The sequence below is a fragment of the Micromonospora sp. CA-246542 genome (genome assembly GCF_050942905.1).
GTDB lineage: Bacteria > Actinomycetota > Actinomycetes > Mycobacteriales > Micromonosporaceae > Micromonospora.
The window spans coordinates 319265-337213 of the sequence record NZ_CP192040.1 but is presented as its reverse complement, the minus strand read 5'-3'; the positions used below and the strand labels follow the sequence as shown (position 1 = coordinate 337213).

At 72.6% G+C, this 17949-nt stretch carries 17 protein-coding genes and 1 pseudogene; 9 read left to right on the top strand and 9 right to left on the bottom strand.

Features of this window, described 5'->3' with window-relative positions; all coding sequences use genetic code 11:
• Window positions 1-11 precede the first annotated feature (11 nt).
• Window positions 12-1181, bottom strand: a complete 1170-nt coding sequence (gene mqnE / locus ACQP0N_RS01645) for an aminofutalosine synthase MqnE (protein WP_433116978.1) — start codon at window positions 1179-1181, stop codon at window positions 12-14.
• A 237-nt stretch (window positions 1182-1418) separates the two neighbouring features.
• On the opposite strand from mqnE, the pseudogene ACQP0N_RS01640 reads away from it, so the two are divergent.
• From ACQP0N_RS01640 to ACQP0N_RS01620, 5 genes and pseudogenes are all read left to right on the top strand, one after another.
• Window positions 1419-2971: pseudogene (locus tag ACQP0N_RS01640) on the top strand (C40 family peptidase).
• A gap of 112 nt (window positions 2972-3083) precedes the next feature.
• Window positions 3084-4421, top strand: a complete 1338-nt coding sequence (locus ACQP0N_RS01635) for a hypothetical protein (protein WP_433116976.1) — start codon at window positions 3084-3086, stop codon at window positions 4419-4421.
• Complete coding sequence (locus ACQP0N_RS01630; RefSeq protein ID WP_433116974.1) at window positions 4394-4792, top strand: hypothetical protein; 399 nt, start codon at window positions 4394-4396, stop codon at window positions 4790-4792. Before ACQP0N_RS01635 ends, ACQP0N_RS01630 begins: the two co-directional genes overlap by 28 nt.
• Before the next feature lie 269 nt (window positions 4793-5061).
• Window positions 5062-7230, top strand: coding sequence for a DEAD/DEAH box helicase (locus tag ACQP0N_RS01625; protein ID WP_433116972.1), 2169 nt, complete (start codon window positions 5062-5064; stop codon window positions 7228-7230).
• Window positions 7227-7847, top strand: coding sequence for a putative glycolipid-binding domain-containing protein (locus tag ACQP0N_RS01620; RefSeq protein ID WP_433121362.1), 621 nt, complete (start codon window positions 7227-7229; stop codon window positions 7845-7847). Before ACQP0N_RS01625 ends, ACQP0N_RS01620 begins: the two co-directional genes overlap by 4 nt.
• Before the next feature lie 13 nt (window positions 7848-7860).
• Here ACQP0N_RS01620 and ACQP0N_RS01615 read toward each other — a convergent pair whose 3' ends face one another.
• Window positions 7861-8952 carry a PLP-dependent cysteine synthase family protein gene (locus ACQP0N_RS01615; RefSeq protein WP_357133714.1) on the bottom strand — a complete coding sequence of 364 codons (1092 nt, stop codon included), beginning with the start codon at window positions 8950-8952 and terminating at the stop codon, window positions 7861-7863.
• A gap of 22 nt (window positions 8953-8974) precedes the next feature.
• A complete protein-coding gene (locus ACQP0N_RS01610; protein ID WP_357133716.1) occupies window positions 8975-9433 on the bottom strand; it encodes an Lrp/AsnC family transcriptional regulator in 459 nt (152 codons plus the stop codon).
• A gap of 269 nt (window positions 9434-9702) precedes the next feature.
• Between ACQP0N_RS01610 and ACQP0N_RS01605 the strand changes: the two genes are divergently transcribed.
• A complete protein-coding gene (locus ACQP0N_RS01605; RefSeq protein ID WP_007454516.1) occupies window positions 9703-9969 on the top strand; it encodes a BldC family transcriptional regulator in 267 nt (88 codons plus the stop codon).
• Window positions 9970-10040: 71 nt separating this feature from the next.
• On the opposite strand, the gene ACQP0N_RS01600 is transcribed toward ACQP0N_RS01605, so the two are convergent.
• Window positions 10041-10670, bottom strand: a complete 630-nt coding sequence (locus tag ACQP0N_RS01600) for a UbiX family flavin prenyltransferase (protein ID WP_355048303.1) — start codon at window positions 10668-10670, stop codon at window positions 10041-10043.
• Between the two features lie 160 nt (window positions 10671-10830).
• Here ACQP0N_RS01600 and ACQP0N_RS01595 point away from each other — a divergent pair, with 160 nt between their 5' ends.
• Complete coding sequence (locus ACQP0N_RS01595) at window positions 10831-11799, top strand: terpene synthase family protein (RefSeq protein WP_433116968.1); 969 nt, start codon at window positions 10831-10833, stop codon at window positions 11797-11799.
• Here ACQP0N_RS01595 and mqnP read toward each other — a convergent pair.
• Together mqnP and ACQP0N_RS01585 are read right to left on the bottom strand one after the other, a co-directional pair.
• Window positions 11796-12707, bottom strand: a complete 912-nt coding sequence (mqnP, locus tag ACQP0N_RS01590; RefSeq protein ID WP_433116966.1) for a menaquinone biosynthesis prenyltransferase MqnP — start codon at window positions 12705-12707, stop codon at window positions 11796-11798. The genes ACQP0N_RS01595 and mqnP overlap by 4 nt on opposite strands.
• Entirely contained in the window at window positions 12707-14164 is a 1458-nt protein-coding gene (locus ACQP0N_RS01585; RefSeq protein ID WP_422737811.1) for a menaquinone biosynthesis decarboxylase, read from the bottom strand. The genes mqnP and ACQP0N_RS01585 overlap by 1 nt, the downstream gene beginning before the upstream one ends.
• Window positions 14165-14628: 464 nt before the next feature.
• On the opposite strand from ACQP0N_RS01585, the gene ACQP0N_RS01580 reads away from it, so the two are divergent.
• Window positions 14629-15447, top strand: coding sequence for an alpha/beta fold hydrolase (locus tag ACQP0N_RS01580; RefSeq protein ID WP_433116964.1), 819 nt, complete (start codon window positions 14629-14631; stop codon window positions 15445-15447).
• A 108-nt stretch (window positions 15448-15555) separates the two neighbouring features.
• On the opposite strand, the gene ACQP0N_RS01575 is transcribed toward ACQP0N_RS01580, so the two are convergent.
• The 3 genes from ACQP0N_RS01575 to ACQP0N_RS01565 all read right to left on the bottom strand — a co-directional run bounded on the left by ACQP0N_RS01575 (window position 15556) and on the right by ACQP0N_RS01565 (window position 17209).
• Window positions 15556-15744 carry a DUF397 domain-containing protein gene (locus ACQP0N_RS01575; protein WP_433116962.1) on the bottom strand — a complete coding sequence of 63 codons (189 nt, stop codon included), beginning with the start codon at window positions 15742-15744 and terminating at the stop codon, window positions 15556-15558.
• Complete coding sequence (locus tag ACQP0N_RS01570; RefSeq protein WP_433121358.1) at window positions 15735-16514, bottom strand: helix-turn-helix domain-containing protein; 780 nt, start codon at window positions 16512-16514, stop codon at window positions 15735-15737. Before ACQP0N_RS01570 ends, ACQP0N_RS01575 begins: the two co-directional genes overlap by 10 nt.
• A 140-nt stretch (window positions 16515-16654) precedes the next feature.
• Entirely contained in the window at window positions 16655-17209 is a 555-nt protein-coding gene (locus tag ACQP0N_RS01565) for a carboxymuconolactone decarboxylase family protein (RefSeq protein WP_433116960.1), read from the bottom strand.
• 59 nt (window positions 17210-17268) lie between these two features.
• On the opposite strand from ACQP0N_RS01565, the gene ACQP0N_RS01560 reads away from it, so the two are divergent.
• Entirely contained in the window at window positions 17269-17745 is a 477-nt protein-coding gene (locus ACQP0N_RS01560; protein WP_433116958.1) for a MarR family winged helix-turn-helix transcriptional regulator, read from the top strand.
• The last annotated feature ends 204 nt before the right edge of the window (window positions 17746-17949 follow it).

The following is a 17949-nucleotide window of genomic DNA, read 5'->3' as shown; positions in this document are numbered from 1 at the left end:
TACGTGGTGTCTCAGGCCCAGACCTGCTGCGGCTCGGCGCGGCGCTCGGCCAGCGACGGCGCCCTGTCGTACTCCCGGACGACGTTGTAGCGGGTGTCCCGCTCGACCGGCTGGAAGCCGGCGTCCCAGATCAGGTGCAGCAGGTCGTCGCGGTGCATGGTGTTCGGGGTGCCGTACGAGTCGGCGTCGTGGGTGATCTTGTATTCGACCACCGAGCCGTCCAGGTCGTCCACGCCGAAGTTCAACGAGAGCTGGGCCACCGACAGGCCGTGCATCACCCAGAAGTTCTTGACGTGCGGCACGTTGTCGAACAGCAGCCGGGACACGGCGAACGTCTTCAGCGACTCGGCCGGCGAGGCCATCGTCGTCCGCGCCTGGATCCGGTTACGGATCTTGCCGTCCGCCGAGTCGACGAAGTCGTGCTGGTAGCGCAGCGGGATGAAGACCGCGAAACCGCCGGTCTCGTCCTGCAACTCCCGCAGGCGCAGCACGTGGTCGACGCGGTGCCGGGGCTCCTCGATGTGGCCGTACAGCATCGTCGCCGGGGTCTTCATGCCCTTGCTGTGGGCCAGGGCGTGGATGCGCGACCAGTCCTCCCAGTGGCACTCGTGGTCGACGATGTGCTGGCGGACCTCCCAGTCGAAGATCTCCGCGCCGCCGCCGGTCAGCGACTCCAGACCGGCGTCCATCAGCTCGTCGAGGATCTCGTCGGCGCTCAGGCCGCTGATCTTCTCGAACCACTGCACCTCGGTCGCGGTGAAGCACTTGAGCTTGACGTTCGGCAGCGCCGCCTTCAGCTCGCGCAGCACCTTCGGGTAGTAGCGCCACGGCAGCGTCGGGTGCAGGCCGTTGACGATGTGCAGCTCGGTGAGCTGCTCATCCTCCATCTCCTTGGCCTTGCGGACCGCCTCGTCGATGCGCATCGTGTACGCGTCCTTCTCGCCCGGCTTGCGCTGGAACGAGCAGTACGCGCAGGACGCCGAGCAGACGTTCGTCAGGTTGAGGTGCCGGTTGACGTTGAACATCACCCGCTCACCGTTCAGCTCGGTGCGCTTGTGGTGGGCCAGCCGCCCCAACCAGGTCAGGTCGTCGCTCTCGTAGAGGGCGACGCCGTCCTCGCGGGTCAGCCGCTCACCGGCGTACACCTTCGCTTCGAGCTCACGCTTGAGTCCGGCGTCCATGGCACGTCCCTTCCACCTGCGGTCTTTCCCGAGGGTACGTCGGGGTCCGGGTGGGCCGGGCGGCACGGTCGGCCACAGCGATCCGGTTCACCGGACTCTCAGCCTCCCGTAACCTGCCGACGCATCGACATCGTTGCCGCTGTGCGGTAAGACAAGGTGGGGCGGAACTCACACACTGGTACCGTCCCGACGGTCGCGCCCACCGAGCGCGACGACGAGCACCGGACGGGGAGCGGAATGGTCGACAGCGGGCGCGGGCGACGGCAGCGACGACGGAGCCCGGTGATCTCGCCGGTGCTGCGGCCGAAGCTCTGGGCCGCCCTGCTCGGCGCGATCGCCGCCGCCGTGCTGGCCACCCCTGCGTACGCCGATCCCACCGTGCCCTCGACCGTGCCGGACACCGGCTCGCGTCCGCCGGCCATCGGCGCCCCGCAGGTGCCCGGCAGCCCGCCCGTCGGCGGCATCCCGGCTCCCCCGGTCAACCTCGGCAACGGCCCGCTGGCCGCCCAGATCGCCGCCGCCGAGAGTCAGGTCGGCCTGCTCGGCGACCAGCTACTGCTGACCCGGCAGAAACGTACCGACGCGCAGGCACAGCTCGTCGCGGCCGGCAAGGTGCTGGCGACCACGCAGGACGCCGTCCTCCGCGCCCAGCAGGCAGCCGACTCCGCAGCCTCGGACGCGGTCAAGGCGGCCGCCGCCCTGCCGCCGGGTGACTTCGTCGACGACATCCAGGGGCTGAGCCGGCTCCAGCGCATCAACCGCGGCGAGAAGGTCGAGGGCGCCACCACCGCCGTGACCGGCGAGTTGGCGCGGGCCCGGGCCAGCGAACAGACCGCCTACCAGGCACACTCCGCGGCCAAGGCGGCCGTCGACGCCGCCGAGGCGGAGTTCGCCACCGGCGAGAACGCCCTGCGCACCGCCGAGACCAGCCTGCTCAAGCTCCGCAAGGACAACGCCGCCCAGCTGATCCTGCTCGAACGACAGCAGGAGGCCGCCGAGCAGCAGTTCGGATCGGGCTACGTCGCGGGCCAGAGCACCAGCGGCATGTCCGCCCACCCGCGGGCGCTGGCCGCCGTCCGGTACGCGCTCGCCCAGCTCGGTGACCCGTACAAGTGGTCCGAGGAGGGGCCGGACCAGTTCGACTGTTCCGGGCTGATGTGGGCCGCGTACCGGTCCCCGGGCGCCGACTACTTCGATCTGCCCCGGGTCTCCCGCGACCAGTACGCCGCCACCCGGTCCCGCACCGTACGGCCCACCGAGGCGCTCCCCGGCGACCTGATGTTCTTCGCCTCCGGCAGCAGCTACACCACGATCCACCACGTCACCATGTACATCGGCAACGGCAAGATGGTGCAGGCACCCACGACCGGCGACGTGGTCAAGGTCTCGACGGTCAACTGGTCCCGGCTCTACGCCGTCACCCGGGTGATCGGGGCGGTGCCGACCCCGAACGTGCCCCTTCCGCCGGTGCCGCCGCCGGCCACCAGCAAGCCGACGCCGCCCGCGAAGCCGACGCCCACCCCCAAGCCGACCCCCACCGGCAAGCCGACCACGAAGCCGCCGACCCCGCCGACCGGCACGGGTACGCCGAAGCCCACCGGTACGCCGACCGGTACGCCGGAGCCGACCGGCGGCACCTCGCCGACCCCGACGGACAGCCCGACCAACACGCCGACGACGCTGCCGCCCCCCCCACCACGGCGCCGGCCAGCTCATCGGCCTCCGCCGCCAGCACGCCGTCCACCAGCCGGAGCGGGACGACCAGCGACAGCCCGAGCGCGGGACGCTGATCCGCCACCGGGGCTCCGGCTGTCCGCCCGGGACGATCTGTGGCACGGTGACAACCAGGCACACCCGGTCCGATGTCACGGGCCGGGTGCGAGCGTGGCGCGGAGGGCGGAGATGGCCGAGCAGAGAGATCCGGCGGAGAGTGTCGACGTCGGCCGGGCCGCGAGGCTGACGACCGCAGATCCGACGACCGCTGATCCGACGACCGACGCCGACACCGGCTCGCCGGCCGGTGCTCCGAGCGCCACGCTGAGCAGAGCCGACCGGGACGCCGCGCCCACCGACGCCGCGGTGCGGGACGGGAACGCCACGCTCGACGGCGACACCGGCGACGGGGTCGCAGCGCCTGGCGGGAAGGCCGTCGGCACGTACGACGCCACTGCCGGGGACGACGCCACAGGCGACCCGGTCGACGACGCCGTGCACGGCGGCGGGGCGGACGTCGAGCCGTCGGAGAACGCAGCCGCCGATCCGGCCGCCGCCCCGGTGCGGGCGCGGGCCAGCGTCGCGACAACCCACTCCCGCCCCGATGATCTTCCGGTGAGCGCTCCAGCCACCGCGACCACCTACCGAGCGACCGGCTCGGCCAGCCCACTGCCCGCACAGCGGGACAGCTCGCCCGCACCGGCATCGGCCGACGCGTCGACCGCCCCGGCGCGCGCCAGCGCGACGGCGTCGGTGGCCGCCAGCGCCACCGCGCCGACCAGCGCCACCGCCCCGGGCCCGACGCCGCCGCCGGCCACCGCCCCGACGCCAGCGCCCGCCACCGCCACCGGCCGGACGCCGGCACAGGCCACCGGCCCGGCGCCGGCGCGGGCCAGCGTCACGGTCCCCGGCAGCAGCCGGGTCGCGGCCGGCGGCGAGGCCGCGCCGGAGACCCGGGCGAGCACGTCCGCCGTCTACCGGTCGGGACCGGTGAATCCCGAACCGCCCGAGCCGGCGCAATCCCCGGAGCCGGCGCAGCCACCCGCGCGTCCGGTCCCGGAACCGACACCGCCGGGGCCGGGCGAGCCGGAGCCCGCACCGAGCCCGGGGCCATACCCGCCCGGTCCGACGCCGACGCCGGGCCCCTTCCCCACGCCCCGACCGGACCCGGTGCCGCCGGTTCCGGGACCGCCCGTACCGCCACCCTCGCCGGTGCCGCCGGTCCCGGGGCCGCCGACGCCACCCGTCCCCGGGCCGCCGATGCCGCCGCCCGGCCCGCCGGTGCCCGCGCCACCGCCGCAGCCCGGGCCGATGCCGGCGCCACCGTTCCCGCCGCCACCGGCGACGCCCGGCATGCCGGGCGCGCCCGCCACGGGGTCGGTCTCCGCGCCGCCGGCCACCTTCTCCGGATGGACCGCCCCGCCGCCCGCCCCGGGCAGCGCCTGGGCCGGAACACCCGGGTCCGCCCCGCCGGTGGTTCCCGCGCCCGCGCTGCCGACGTGGCCGCCGTCCACCACCACCCCCTGACCGGCGGTACGGACCACCGGGCAACCACCCCGCACGGCGGGCCCGAGCGGCGGAGCACGACGGCCGGTGGTCGTACCGGAGCCCGTGCCGGCGGCGCCGACCAGGCGGGCACCGTCTACGCCAGCGGCGACGGGCCGGGCTTCACCACGATCGCCCTACCGGCGAACGCTGCGGTGGAGAATTCCGGCTCGCTGACCGGGCACATCCTCGCCCAGGGCTGGTCGGACACCCCGGCCGAGCGCTCCCGGAACACCCGCGTGGTGATCGTCCTGATCGCCGCGTTGGGGCTCCTGATCGGGATCAGCGTGCTGGTCGTCCTGCTCGCCAACAACGCCCTGGACGGCCTGATGGGCGGCATGCTGAACGGCTGATCGACACCACGGCTGCGAGGGTGAGTCCGCCCACTACGGTCGGTCAACCGGCTGGCGACTCCGCCGAATCGCCGTACACTGGTCAGGATCACTGACCTGGCGCGCCCGATGTGCGCCCATGGGCGATCTTGCGGGCGATCCGGCGGCACAGCCGCGGCAGGCCATCGCGAAGATGCGCCCCGCTTGAAGGGCATTTGTTGACCACCTCTGCTGACCCCAGCACCGTTCCGTCCGTTTTCGATTCCGCCCCGGCGGCGGTCGACGCCCCTGTGACGTCTGACGCTCCCGAGACGATCGACGCCCCCGAGACGCCCGACGCCGTTCCGGCCGAGACCGCCGAGTCGATCGACTTCGCCGGTCTGGGCCTGCCCGAGCCGCTGGTTCGCGCTCTGGCCCGACAGGGCATCACCGCCCCCTTCCCGATCCAGCAGGCCACCGTCCCCGACGCCCTCGCCGGCCGGGACGTGCTCGGTCGTGGGCAGACCGGGTCGGGCAAGACCCTCGCGTTCGGCCTCCCGCTGCTGGCCCGGGTCGCCGCCGGGCGTCCGGCGCGTCCCCTGCGGCCGCGCGCCCTGGTCCTGGTACCGACCCGCGAGCTGGCCATGCAGGTCAACGACGCGCTCCTGCCGTTGGGCAAGGCGCTCAACGTGTTCCTGAAGACCGCCGTCGGCGGTGTTCCGTACGACCGCCAGATCGACGCGCTCCGCCGCGGTGTGGAGATCATCGTGGCGACCCCGGGGCGGCTCGGCGACCTGATCGAGCGGGGTGTCTGCCAGCTCGACGACGTCGAGGTGACGGTGCTCGACGAGGCCGACCAGATGGCCGACATGGGTTTCCTTCCCGAGGTGACCGAGCTGCTGGCGAAGACGCCGGCCGGTGGTCAGCGCCTGCTCTTCTCCGCAACTCTGGACGGCGACGTCGACGCGCTGGTCAAGCGATTCATGAACGACCCGGTGACCCACTCCACCGCGCCGTCCACCGCCTCGGTGTCCACCATGGACCACCACGTGCTGCTGATCCCGCCGCACGACAAGTTCCCGGTGGCCGCCTCGATCGCGGCGCGGGACGGACGGACCATGGTGTTCGCACGTACGCAGATGGGCGTCGACCGGCTGGTCGAGCAGCTGGCCGCGGTCGGCGTGCGGGCCGGTGGACTGCACGGCGGCAAGACCCAGCGGATGCGGACCAAGACCCTCGCCGAGTTCCGTGAGGGTCGGATGAACGTCCTGGTCGCCACCGACGTGGCGGCCCGGGGCATCCACGTCGACGGGGTCACGCTGGTGCTGCACGTCGACCCGCCGAAGGACCCGAAGGACTACCTGCACCGTGCCGGTCGTACCGCCCGGGCGGGCGAGTCCGGCGCGGTCGCCACGCTGGTGCTGCCCAAGCAGCGCCGTACCACCCTCGCGATGATGGAGAAGGCCGGCGTCGCGCCGGCCGAGACCCGCGTCCGGGTCGGCGACCCGGTGTTGGCGGAGCTGATCGGCGCCCGCCAGCCCAGCGGCGTTCCGGTTCGGGTCGAGGCGGAGCCGCGCGGCTTCGGTGACCGCTCCGGCGGTGGACGACGGTTCGACGACCGCTCCGGCGGCCCGCGCCGGTTCGGCGACCGGCCCACCGGCGAACGCCGGTACGGCGACCGCCCGCAGGGCGAGCGCCGCTACGGCGACCGCCCGACCGGCGAGCGGCGCTTCGGCGACCGCCCGCAGGGCGACCGGCAGTACGGCGACCGTCCCCAGGGCGAGCGCCGCTACAGCGACCGGCCCACCGGCGAGCGCCGCTACGCCGACCGGGACAGTCGCGGTTACGGCGACCGCCCGCAGACCGACCGGGGTGACCGACCGGCCGGCGAGCGCCGCTTCGGCGACCGCCCGCAGGGCGACCGGCAGTACGGCGACCGGCCGCAGGGCGACCGGCAGTACGGCGACCGTCCCCAGGGCGAGCGCCGCTACAGCGACCGGCCCCCGGCGAGCGCCGCTACGCCGACCGGGACAGTCGCGGTTACGGCGACCGCCCGCAGACCGACCGGGGTGACCGACCGGCCGGCGAGCGCCGCTTCGGCGACCGTCCCCAGGGGGACCGGCAGTACGGCGACCGGCCGCAGGGTGAGCGTCGCTTCGGCGACCGGCCGACCGGCGAGCGCCGCTACGGCGACCGGCCGCAGGGCGACCGGCAGTACGGTGACCGGCCGCAGGCTGACCGGGGTGAGCGGCGCTTCGCGGACCGCGACAGCCGGGGCGGCTACCGCTCCGAGGGTCGTGGTCGGGACGACCGGCCGCGCGACGATCGGCAGGGCTTCGGCGGGCGGCCGCCGGCGCGTACCCACTGATCTTCTGATCCACGCCGAACGCCGTCGCGGAGCTTGTGCTCCGCGGCGGCGTTCGCGCATGCGCTGCCGACGGCGTTCGGGTCGCGTAACGTCCGGCTCATGGCGACCATGAGCAAGTCGATCTTCTGGTCCCGGACGGACACCGCCGGCAGCGAACATGCCCTGCTCGACGACGGCGACGCGTTGTCGGCGCGCGGCACCGTGCTCGCCGTCGATCCGATTCCGTTCACCGCCCGCTACCGGCTGACGACCGCGCCCGACGGGAGCACGGCCCGGGTCGAGGTCGAGGCCGAGGGGTCGGGTTGGCTTCGGCGCGTGACCCTGGAGCGGGCCACGTCCCGGTGGCGGGTGACCACCGCCGAGCAGGGCGACCTGGATGCCGCGCTGGTCGGGGCCGGGCACCCGCGGGCCGGACTGCCCGGCACCGACGACCCGGATCGCCTCGCCGACGCGCTCGACGTCGATCTGAGTGGCTCGCCGCTGTTCAACGCCCTTCCGGTACGCCGGCTCGGGCTGACCGGCGGACCGGCGGACATGCCGCGCCGGATCACGGTCGCGTGGGTGCTGCTGCCGGGTCTGGAGGTGGTGGCGGCCGAGCAGATCTACACCGGGCTCGGTCCGGGCCGGGTACGGTTCGCCAGCGGCACCTTCACGGCCGACATCGACCTGGACGCCGACGGGTACGTGGTGCGCTATCCCGGCCTGGCCGAACGGATCGACCCCCGCTGAAGGCGCATCCCGCTCAGGCGGGCCAGTCCCCGCTGCTCAGGAAGCGCTCGACGGTCGCGGCGTGCGGCGTCAGGTCGAGGCCCTGGGCGGCGACCCAGTCGTCGGAGTAGTACGTGTCGGCGTACCGGTCACCGGCGTCGCAGATCAGGCTGACCACCGAGCCGGTCCGCCCCTCGGCCAGCATGCCGGCGATGAGGCTGAACGCGCCCCACAGGTTGGTGCCGGTGGAGCCGCCCACCCGACGACCGAGCACCGTCGAGCCGGCGCGCATGGCGGCCAGCGAGGCCGCGTCCGGGACCTGGACCATCCGGTCCACGACCGAGGGCAGGAAGGACGCCTCGACCGTGGGCCGGCCGATCCCCTCGATGCGGGAGCCCTTGCCGGTGCGTACGGACCAGTCGGCGGCCACCCAGGCGGGGTAGAAGGCGGAGTTCTCCGGGTCCACGACGCAGAGCTTGGTGGCCAGGCGGCGGTAGCGGGCGTACCGGCCGATGGTGGCGCTGGTGCCGCCGGTGCCGGCACCGACCACGATCCAGGCCGGGATGGGGTGTCGTTCCAGCTCCAACTGCGCGTAGATCGACTCGGCGATGTTGTTGTTACCCCGCCAGTCGGTGGCCCGCTCGGCGTACGTGAACTGGTCCATGAAGTGGCCGCCGGAGTCCTCGGCCAGCCAGCGGGCCTCGACCACCACGCCCGCCGGGTCGTCCACCAGGTGGCACCGGCCGCCCTGGAACTCGATCTGCGCGATCTTCTCGGGCGAGGTGGAGGCGGGCATCACGGCGATGAACGGCAGGCCGAGCATGCGGGCGAAGTACGCCTCGGAGACCGCCGTGGAGCCCGAGGACGCCTCGACGATCGTGGTCTGCGGTCCGATCCAGCCGTTGCACAGGCCGTAGAGGAACAGCGAGCGGGCCAGCCGGTGCTTCAGCGAGCCGGTCGGGTGGGACGACTCGTCCTTGAGGTAGAGGTCGATCCCCCACGCCCGGGGCAGCGGGAAGGGCAGCAGGTGGGTGTCGGCCGAGCGGTTCGCGTCGGCCTCGACGGCAGCGATCGCCTCGGTCACCCAGCTACGGCTGGCCTCGTCGCACCGGTCGAGATGAGTCACGCTCGGAAACCTAGCAACCAGGTCAGGTGGGCTGCGGACCGACCGCCTGGGGGCGGTTCTCCCACTTGGTGGAGAGGGCGATGGCGGTGCGCGTGGAGGCGACCCCGGGGGTCCGGTTGAGCCGCACGATGAGCTGCTCCAGCTCGGCGATCGTGCCGACCCGGGCCTTGAGCAGGAACGACTCGACGCCCGCCATGAAGTAGCAGGACTCGATCTCGGGCAGCACCCGCAGCGACTCAAGCATGTCGTCGGAGTCCGCGCCGGAGTCCTCGACGATCCCGATCAGCGCGGTGACGCCCAGCCCGATCGCCTCGGGCGCGACGTCCGCGCGGTAGCCCAGCACCACCCCGCTGCTCTCCAGCTTGCCGACGCGTTCGTGCACGGCCGGGGCGGAGAGGCCCACCTGCCGGGCCAGCTCGGCGTACGACAGGCGGGCGTTGCCGCGCAGCAGGTCGACGAGGCTCAGGTCGATGGCGTCCACGGAGAGTGACCTTAACGCGTTGGGCGTAACGCGAGGCCTTCGGCATCCGTTGGTCAGAACAGTGAGTAACTGTTCATAAACTGACGGTCTAGGTAGGGGTTGCACCAGTACCATTTACTAACTTCCCAGTCAGTGCATTTTTCGCGTTTGGCGGACAGGCCAGTTCCCTGGTGCTGTAATTGCCATACGTCCCTCATGACGGCTCTGGGCTCGCACCAGCCGGGGGCAGTGTGTTCAGCCAGGGGCTTCGTCGACGCGAGGAGGGGGCTGTGGACACTGGAGATCGCCTGCTGACACCGGGTGAGGTCGCCGCGCTGTTTCGGGTAGACCCGAAGACTGTGACGAGATGGGCGGCGGCCGGCCGGATAGGAAGCATCCGGACTCCAGGCGGGCATCGCCGGTTTCGGGAATCCGAGGTGCGAGCCCTGCTTGAGGGGGAGGGCATGCTGGACGAGGTGGACGAGGTCGGAAAGCCACGCAACGTGGGTCCGGCCGCCTCCACCGGGCCGGGTCCGGCCAACGCCGGCATGTACTGAACTGGTGCGGACAATGTCAGGCGGACCGGACACCCGTCCGGTCCGCACACCACTGGAACCCAGTTGACGGTTCAGCTCCGGGCCGCGCCGAGTTGGCCGGACCACCGGCGGAACAGGGTGTGTGGGACGCCGAGCGCGTCCAACACCTTGCCGGCCACGAAGTCGACCAGTTGCTGCGCGCTGGCCGCCGCGCCCGCGCCGTAGAAGCCGGGGCTGGCCGGCAGCACGACCGCGCCGGCGTCGTGCAACGCGATCAGGTGCTCCAGGTGGCTACGGGTCACCGGGGTCTCCCGGGGCACCACCACGACCGGTCGGCGCTCCTTCAGGTTCACCTCTGCGGCACGCTGCAGCAGGTCCTTGGAGAGCCCGATCGCGATGCCGGCGCAGGCCGCGGTGCTGGCGGGTACGACGGCCATTCCGCGTACCCGGTAGGAACCGCTGCTGGGCCCGGCGGCCAGGTCGCCGGCCGGCCAGTGGCGTACGTCCGCTCCGGTCAGGTCCCGCCCCAGCCAGGCCGCGAGGTCTTCGGCCCAGTGCGCGTCGCGGAACGAGCGCCCGGTCTCGTCCAGCAGGGTGAGCCGGGCCGCCCGGGACACGATGAGGTCCACCGGCTCGCCCGCGTCGAGCAGCCCGCCGACGACGGCCGCCGCGTACGGCGTACCGGAGGCCCCGGAGACACCGACCACCCATGGTTCCCGCATGCCCCCAGCCTGCCTGGTCGTCGCCGCGCGCCGCTGGGCACCCCACGATCCGCCGCGCCGCAGCCGTCCGACTTGTCCGGCCGGGTAGGTGGTTGTCCCGCCGACCTGCGATGCTGCCGATGGCGATTCGCACCGGGAGCGGTTCGCACGGGAGGCATCGGTGACGACCGGCGAGGTTCTCTGGGCGCTGCGCGCCGAGTGCCCGATCCCACCCCGACTCTCGCCGCACGCCGACCGGGTCCAGCAGTGGCTCGTCGGCATCCTGCCCGAGCTGGGCATGCCGCTGGACGACGCCGCGCTGCACCGGCTGGCCCGGGGCGGCTTCGCCCGGTACGCGGGGCGGCTCTACCCGGATGCCAGCGAGGCCGACCTGCGGGTGCTGACGGCCCTCTTCACCTGGTTCTTCCTCGTCGACGACGCCTGCGACGGCCCACGCCGGCTCAGCCCGGCGCAGATCCGGGCGCTGCGCGACGGGACGTTGGCGCTGCTGCACGACGGTCCCCGCCTCCGGCACGCCGGGTTGACCGGGCCGCTGCGGCGACTGCTGGTGCTGGCGTGGCGGGAACCGCGCAGACGGATGCCGTTCCGGTGGCGGCTGCGCTTCGCCGACGCGGTGGGCCGGCACCTCGACGGCACCTGGCGGGAGGCGGCCAACAAGGAGGCCACCGTCCGACCCGGCGTGGACGAGTACGTCGAGCTGCGGCGGGCCACCTCGGCGGCCGAGGTGTCGTATCCGCTGGTGGAGTTCGTCGGCGGCCGGCCCCTGCCCGATCCCGTCTACCACCATCCGCTGCTGCGCCAGATCGCCCGCACCGGCAACGACCTGCTCTCCTGGTACAACGACCTGGCCTCGCTGGAGAAGGACCAGGCCACCTCGGGCGGGCACAACCTGGTCCTGGCGACACAGGCCGAGTGGGGCGTGTCGTCGGACGAGGCGGTGCGGCGGGTCGCCGAGCGCTGGCGCGAGTCGATGCGACGGTTCGTGGCGCTCCGCGCCGCCGTGCCGTCGTTCGGGCCGGCGTTGGACGAGGCCGTCACCGACCACCTCGACGGGGTCGCGTACGCCGTGCGCGGCACCATCGACTGGACCCTGGAGAGCGGCCGCTACCCGACGGCCGCCCGACCCTAGGGGCGCAGGTCGAGGCGGATCACCAGGTCGAGCAGGGCGAACACGAACAGCGCGATGCCGACGAACCCGTTGGCGGTGAAGAACGCCCGGTTGACCTTGCTGAGGTCGGTCGGGCTGACCACCAGGTGCTGGTAGGCGAACGCCACGGCGGTCAGCGCCAGGCCGACCCACCACAGCCAGCCGAACCCGATCAAGGCCCCGAACCACACGAACAGCCCGAAGGTCACCACGTGCGCGAGCGTCGAGGCGTGCAGCGCGAAGCGACGCCCGTACCGGGCGGGCACGCTGTGCACGCCGATCTGCTGGTCGATCTCGGAGTCCTGGCAGGCGTAGATCAGGTCGAAGCCGCCGATCCAGAGCCCGACCGCCGCGCCGAGCACCCAGGCCGGCCCGGAGCCGTCCAGGGTGCCGGTGACCGCGAGCCAGGCGCCGACCGGGCCGACCGCCTGGGCGATGGCGAGGATGGCGTGCGGCCAGTTGGTGAACCGCTTGCCGTACGGGTAGACGACCAGCGGCACCACGGCGAGCGGCGCGAGCACCAGGCAGAGCGGGTTGAGCAGCGCGGCGGCGGCGAGGAACACCACGAGCGCGACGGCCGCGCCGGTCCAGGCCGTCCGCACGCTCACCGCCCCGGTGACCAGTTCCCGTCCGGCGGTACGGGGGTTCCGCGCGTCGATCCGCCGGTCGAGGATGCGGTTGGCGGCCATCGCGAACGTCCGCGCCCCGACCATCGCCACGGTGATCAGCAGCAGGTCGAGCCAGCGAACCCCGCCACCGTCGACCTGCATGGCGGTCAGCGCGGACAGGTACGCGAACGGCAGGGCGAACACGGAGTGCTCGATGGTGACGAGCTTGAGGAAGGACTTGACCCGGCCCGGCTTCTCCACCGGTGCGTCGAGAACGGCCATCAGATCCCGTACTCCTTCCAGCGCTTGTCGACCAGGGCGGTGACCTCGGGGGCCATGGTCATCTCCTCCGGCCAGCCGCGGGTGTAGCCCTCTGCCGGCAGCTTGCGGGTCGCGTCCACGCCCACCTTGCCGCCCCAGAACTGCTGGTACGACGAGTGGTCGAGGTGGTCCACCGGGCCCTCGGTGAGCAGCAGGTCCCTCGCGTAATCCACGTTGCCGAAGGCGCGGAAGGCCACCTCGTTGTAGTCGTGCACGTCGCAGTCCTCGTCGACGATCACGATGAGCTTGGTGAGCGACATGAGGTGTGCGCCCCAGATCGCGTTCATGACCTTCTGCGCGTGCTTCGGGTAGCGCTTGCGGATCGACACGATCGCGCAGTTGTGGAACACCCCGGCGGCCGGCAGGTCGTAGTCGACGATGTCCGGGATCAGCAACTTGAGCAGCGGCTGGAAGATCCGCTCAGTGGCCTTGCCGAGGCCGTGGTCCTCCTGCGGCGGCTTCGAGGTGATGATCGAGTGGTAGACCGGGTTCCGCTGCATGGTCATGGCCTCGATGTGCAGCACCGGGAACGGCTCGACCGGCGTGTAGAAGCCGGTGTGGTCGCCGAACGGCCCCTCGGGCAGTCGCTCGCCGGGCTCGAGGTAGCCCTCCAGCACGATCTGGGCGTGCGCCGGCACCTGCAACGGCACGGTGAGGCAGTCGACCATCTCCACCCGCTCGCCGCGCAGGAACCCGGCGAACAGGTACTCGTCGATGTCGCTGGGCAGCGGCGCGCTGGCCGCGTACGAGACGACGGGGTCGCAGCCGATCGCGACCGCGACCGGCAGGCGCTGCCCGAGCCGCTCGGCGACCGCGTGGTGGGCGGTGGAGTCCTTGTGGATCTGCCAGTGCATGCCGAGGGTGTTGCGGCCGTGCTGCTGAAGCCGGTAGAGGCCCAGGTTGCGCTTGCCGGTCTCCGGGTGCTTGGTGTGGGTCAGCCCGTAGTTGTGGAAGATCCCGCCGTCGCCGGGCCACACCTGCAACCCCGGCAGCCGGCCCAGGTCGACGTCGTCGCCCCGGTAGACGACCTCCTGGCAGGGCGCGGTCTTGACCTTGCGCGGGGGCACCGACTTGAGCTGCATGACCTTGCCCAGGCCCTCGCGGATGCCGGACCAGCCGACCGGTAGCTCCGGCTTGATCAACGCGCCGATCCGCGCGCCGACCTCGTCCAGCGAGTCGACGCCGAGGGCCATCGCCATCCGCTTCTCGGTGCCGAAGAGGTTGATCGCCACCGGCATCTCGCCCCGGGTGGGGTGCTCGAACAGCAGCGCCGGACCACCGGCGCGCACCGTGCGGGTGACCACCTCGCTGATCTCCAGGGTCGGGTCGACGGGGACGTCGACGCGACGCAACTCCCCCGCGCGCTCCAGCGCCGCGAGGAAGTCCTTGAGATCGGTGTACGGGAAGCCACGAGCCATGTCGCCCAGTCTCCCGCACGGGGTGCGGCGCGGCCCACGCCGGGTGCTGTGAGACCCGCGACGACCCGCGGCGAGCCCGGCGAGCCCGGCGAGCCCGGCGAGCCCGGCGAGCCCGGCGAGCCCGGCGAGCCCGGCGAGCCCGGCGAGCCCGGCGAGCCCGGCGAGCCCGGCGAGCCCGGCCTGCCCGGCGAGCCCGGCCTGCCCGGCGAGCCCGGCCTGCCCGGCGAGCCCGGCCTTGATCCACTCCTGTTTCCGGAAGTCGGGGTGTCCGGCGGCCTGGGACGGCCCGACTTCCGGAAACCCGAGTCGATCAACGTTCGAGCGCCGCGCCACAGGCATGCGCAGCGCGCGCAGGCATGGCCGTCGGCCGAGCGGGTAGCCGGGCAGCCGGCAGACGGGGGCGGCGGATGGCTGGCGATCGGGTTCCGGCGGGGTTCACCGAGCAACGAGCACGGGTCGGTCGGATGACCATGAACTATGTCCGGGGTGGCAGCGGCCCACCGCTGGTGCTGCTGCACGGGTACCCACAGTGCTGGTACATGTGGCGGCACCTGCTGCCCGAGTTGGGGCGATCCTTCGAGGTGGTCGCGCCCGACCTGCGCGGTTTCGGGGACAGCGACGCTCCGGCCGACGGGTACGACAAGAAGACCGTCGCCGCCGACCTGCACGGCCTGCTCGACCAACTCGGCCTGGTCGGTGACCTGCGAGTGGTCGGGCACGACCTGGGGACGATGGTGGCGTACGCGTACGCCGCCGCCCATCCCGACCGGGTGAGCCGGTTGGCGCTCACCGAGGCGCCGATCCCCGACGAGAGCATCTACACGTTCCCGGCGCTCACCGCGGCCGGGCCGGCGGTGTGGAACTTCGGCTTCTTCACGCTCGACAACGGGCTGCCGGAGGAGCTGGTCCGTGGGCGGGAGTCCCTCTGGGTGGACCGGTTCACCGACGCCCTGATGGTGCACAAGGGCAGCATCGCCGCGCCGGACATCGAGGAGTTCGCCGGCCACCTGCGCGACCCGGCGCACCTGCGGGCGAGCTTCGCCCACTTCCGGGCGTTCGATCGGGACATCGCCGACAACGCGACGTACCGGGCCACGAAGCTCACCATGCCGGTGCTGGCCGTCGGCGCGTCGGCCAGCCTCGGCGGCCAGGTCGCCGAGCAGGTACGCCGGTACGCCGACACCGTTCGCGGCGAGGTGATCGACGACTGCGGGCACTGGCTGTACGAGGAGCGCCCGGACGTGATGCTCGCCCTGCTGCGCGACTTTCTCGGGGCGGCCTGAGCAGGAGCCCCGGGGTAGTTCAGTGGGTGCGGGCCACGCGGCCTGAGCAGGAGCCCCGGGGGTAGGTCAGGGGTGCGGGCCAGGCGGCCTGAGCAGGAGCCCCTGGGGTCAGGGGGTGCGGGCCAGCTCGACGAAGGAGCGCCACGCGGCCGGGCTGAAGGTCAGCACGCCGCCGTCGCGGTCCTTCGAATCGCGGACGTGCACCCGGCCGGGCAGGTTGTCGGCGACCTCGACGCAGGCGCCGCTGTTGTTGCCGCTGCGGGTGGACTTGCGCCACTGAGCTCCGGTCAGATCCATGGCTTCACGATCTCCTCGAGCAGGTCGATGGACTGCTGCCGGGGCAGCGCGTCGCTGCGCAGACTCTCCCACCTTCCGAGCAGGGTCGCCACCTCGTTGTTCTCGTCGACGGCGGTGCCGCCGGTCTGGTTGTCGAGAAAGCCGAGCCAACTGCCGTCGGCGGTGCGGCCCAGGATGAACGGCCCGAACAGGCCGGCGTGCAGCCCGACCTTCTGGGGCAGCACGTGCACCCGGATGTGCGGGCGGCGGGCGCACGCCACCAGGTGCCGGAGCTGGCCGGCCAGCACCCCGGCGTTGCCCTCCGCGAAGCGTTGCAGGGCGGCCTCGTCGATCACGGCGGTGAGCTGCGGCGGGTGCTCCCGGTCGAGGATCGTCTGCCGTTCCAGCCGGGCGGCCACCAACTCCTCCACCCGCTCGGCGGTGAGCCCCAGGTCGAGCCGGAACACCGTGCGGGCGTAGTCGGCGGTCTGCAACAGGCCGGGAACCATCGTCGCTTCGAAGCACCGCAACTGGGTGGCCACCCGCTCGACCTCCAACCAGGGGCGGAACCAGACCGGCTCGGCGTGCCGGCGACCCAGCTCGCGTAGCGAGACCAGCAGGCCGCCGGTGTCGAGCACCTCGTCGGCCCGGGTCAGGTACGCCAGGTTGGGCACCGTCGAGCCCACCTCGACCGAGGACACCATGGACGGTGAGTAGTGCGCCCGTTTGCCGTACTCCTCCTGGCTGAGCCCGGCCGCGAGCCGGGACCGCCGGAGCTGGTCTCTGATCATTTCCGCTGTGGACAGTGTCGTGGTCACCGCGCCTCACCTTCCGCTGCCGAACAGGGCCACACCGGCCCTTCTGGCGCAAGGTAGCGAAACCACGACCCTGAGTCAGCCCTCTACCGGCATGTTGCGGTAACGCGGTTTGGTCAGGCGGCGGGGGTCCAGGCGTGAGCGGCCAGTGGCGGGTCGAGCGGCGCGCGGGTGAGCCGGTTGGCGAAGGTGGACATGGTGTACGCCCCGACGCCGAGCACCACGTCCAGCGCCTGCCGGGGCTGGTAGCCGGCGGTCAGGAAGGCCTCCAGCTCCTCGTCGGGCACCGCGCCCCGGTGCTTGAGCACGGCCAGCGTGAACTGGCGCAGCGCTTCCAGTCGCGGCTCGGGCAACTCCGTGCCGGCGCGCAGCGCGGTGATCAGCGCGGCGCTCGCGCCGATCTCAGTGATCTTGCCGGTGTGCAGGGCCACGCAGAAGTGGCATTCGTGGGAGGTGGAGAGGGCCAGGATGACCACCTCCCGCTCGACGGGCGCGAGGCTGGTCTGTTCGAATCCCGCACTGGCGGCGAGGAAGCCGTTGAGTAGCTGTGGCGACTCGGCCATCAGGGCCACCGGGGTGGGAAGGTAGCCGAAGCGGCCGCGTACTCCCTCGATGGCCCGACGTGCGGCGGCGGGTGCGGTCTCGACGGCGTGGGTGGTGAAGACGGACATGGTTGCCTGCCCTAAGATAGTCAACGTGGTTGACGAAATAGTAAACGTGGTTGTCGAACATGGCAACCCCTGAGCCGTCCCGGCCCGGCTTCCAGCTCCCGCTGCTGCTGCTGGCCGGCTTCCGCACCCTGATCGACGACCTGCACGCCGAACTGGCCCGCGAGGGGCATCCCGACCTGCGCCCGCTCCATGGGTTCGTGCTCCAGGCCGTGGGCATCGACGGCACCACCGCCAGCGAGCTGGGGCAGCGCCTGGGCATCTCCAAGCAGGCCGCCGGCAAGACCGTCGACCGGCTGGTCGCCGTCGGCTATCTGGAACGGGTCGACGACCCCGCCGACGCCCGCCGACGGCTGGTCCGGATGACACCGCGCGGCGTCGACGGGCTCCGTCGCTCGGCCGAGATCTTCGATCGGCTACGGCGACGGTGGGCCGCGACCCTGGGCGAGGAGCGCGTGGCCGCGATCGAGGACGACCTGAGCACGATGGCCGCCACCAACTGGTTCCGCCTCGACATGCCGGGCTGGTTCGGCGGCTGACCGCGACCGAGCCCGCCCCGCAGGCGGGGGCGACGCGGACGGGCGCGGGTGGGCCGGCGATCGTGATCGACACCAGCTCGCCGATGTGGCGGCATCCGACGCCCGGCATTGCCCCCACGTCGGCGATCTGGAGTGGATCAAGGCCATCCGACGGTGTCCGCGCACCGATCGACTGATCGAAAACTGTCATAGGTGATCTCTAGG

Bases quoted from the DNA above. Each gene is read 5' to 3' on its own strand.
- ACQP0N_RS01575 (WP_433116962.1), bottom strand. From the start codon at position 15,744: ATGGATCTGACCGGAGCTCAGTGGCGCAAGTCCACCCGCAGCGGCAAC.
- ACQP0N_RS01570 (WP_433121358.1), bottom strand. From the start codon at position 16,514: ATGATCAGAGACCAGCTCCGGCGGTCCCGGCTCGCGGCCGGGCTCAGC.
- ACQP0N_RS01560 (WP_433116958.1), top strand. From the start codon at position 17,269: ATGGCAACCCCTGAGCCGTCCCGGCCCGGCTTCCAGCTCCCGCTGCTG.
- ACQP0N_RS01600 (WP_355048303.1), bottom strand. From the start codon at position 10,670: ATGCGGGAACCATGGGTGGTCGGTGTCTCCGGGGCCTCCGGTACGCCG.
- mqnE (WP_433116978.1), bottom strand. From the start codon at position 1,181: ATGGACGCCGGACTCAAGCGTGAGCTCGAAGCGAAGGTGTACGCCGGT.
- ACQP0N_RS01635 (WP_433116976.1), top strand. From the start codon at position 3,084: ATGGCCGAGCAGAGAGATCCGGCGGAGAGTGTCGACGTCGGCCGGGCC.
- ACQP0N_RS01585 (WP_422737811.1), bottom strand. From the start codon at position 14,164: ATGGCTCGTGGCTTCCCGTACACCGATCTCAAGGACTTCCTCGCGGCG.
- ACQP0N_RS01580 (WP_433116964.1), top strand. From the start codon at position 14,629: ATGACCATGAACTATGTCCGGGGTGGCAGCGGCCCACCGCTGGTGCTG.
- mqnP (WP_433116966.1), bottom strand. From the start codon at position 12,707: ATGGCCGTTCTCGACGCACCGGTGGAGAAGCCGGGCCGGGTCAAGTCC.
- ACQP0N_RS01620 (WP_433121362.1), top strand. From the start codon at position 7,227: ATGAGCAAGTCGATCTTCTGGTCCCGGACGGACACCGCCGGCAGCGAA.
- ACQP0N_RS01565 (WP_433116960.1), bottom strand. From the start codon at position 17,209: ATGTCCGTCTTCACCACCCACGCCGTCGAGACCGCACCCGCCGCCGCA.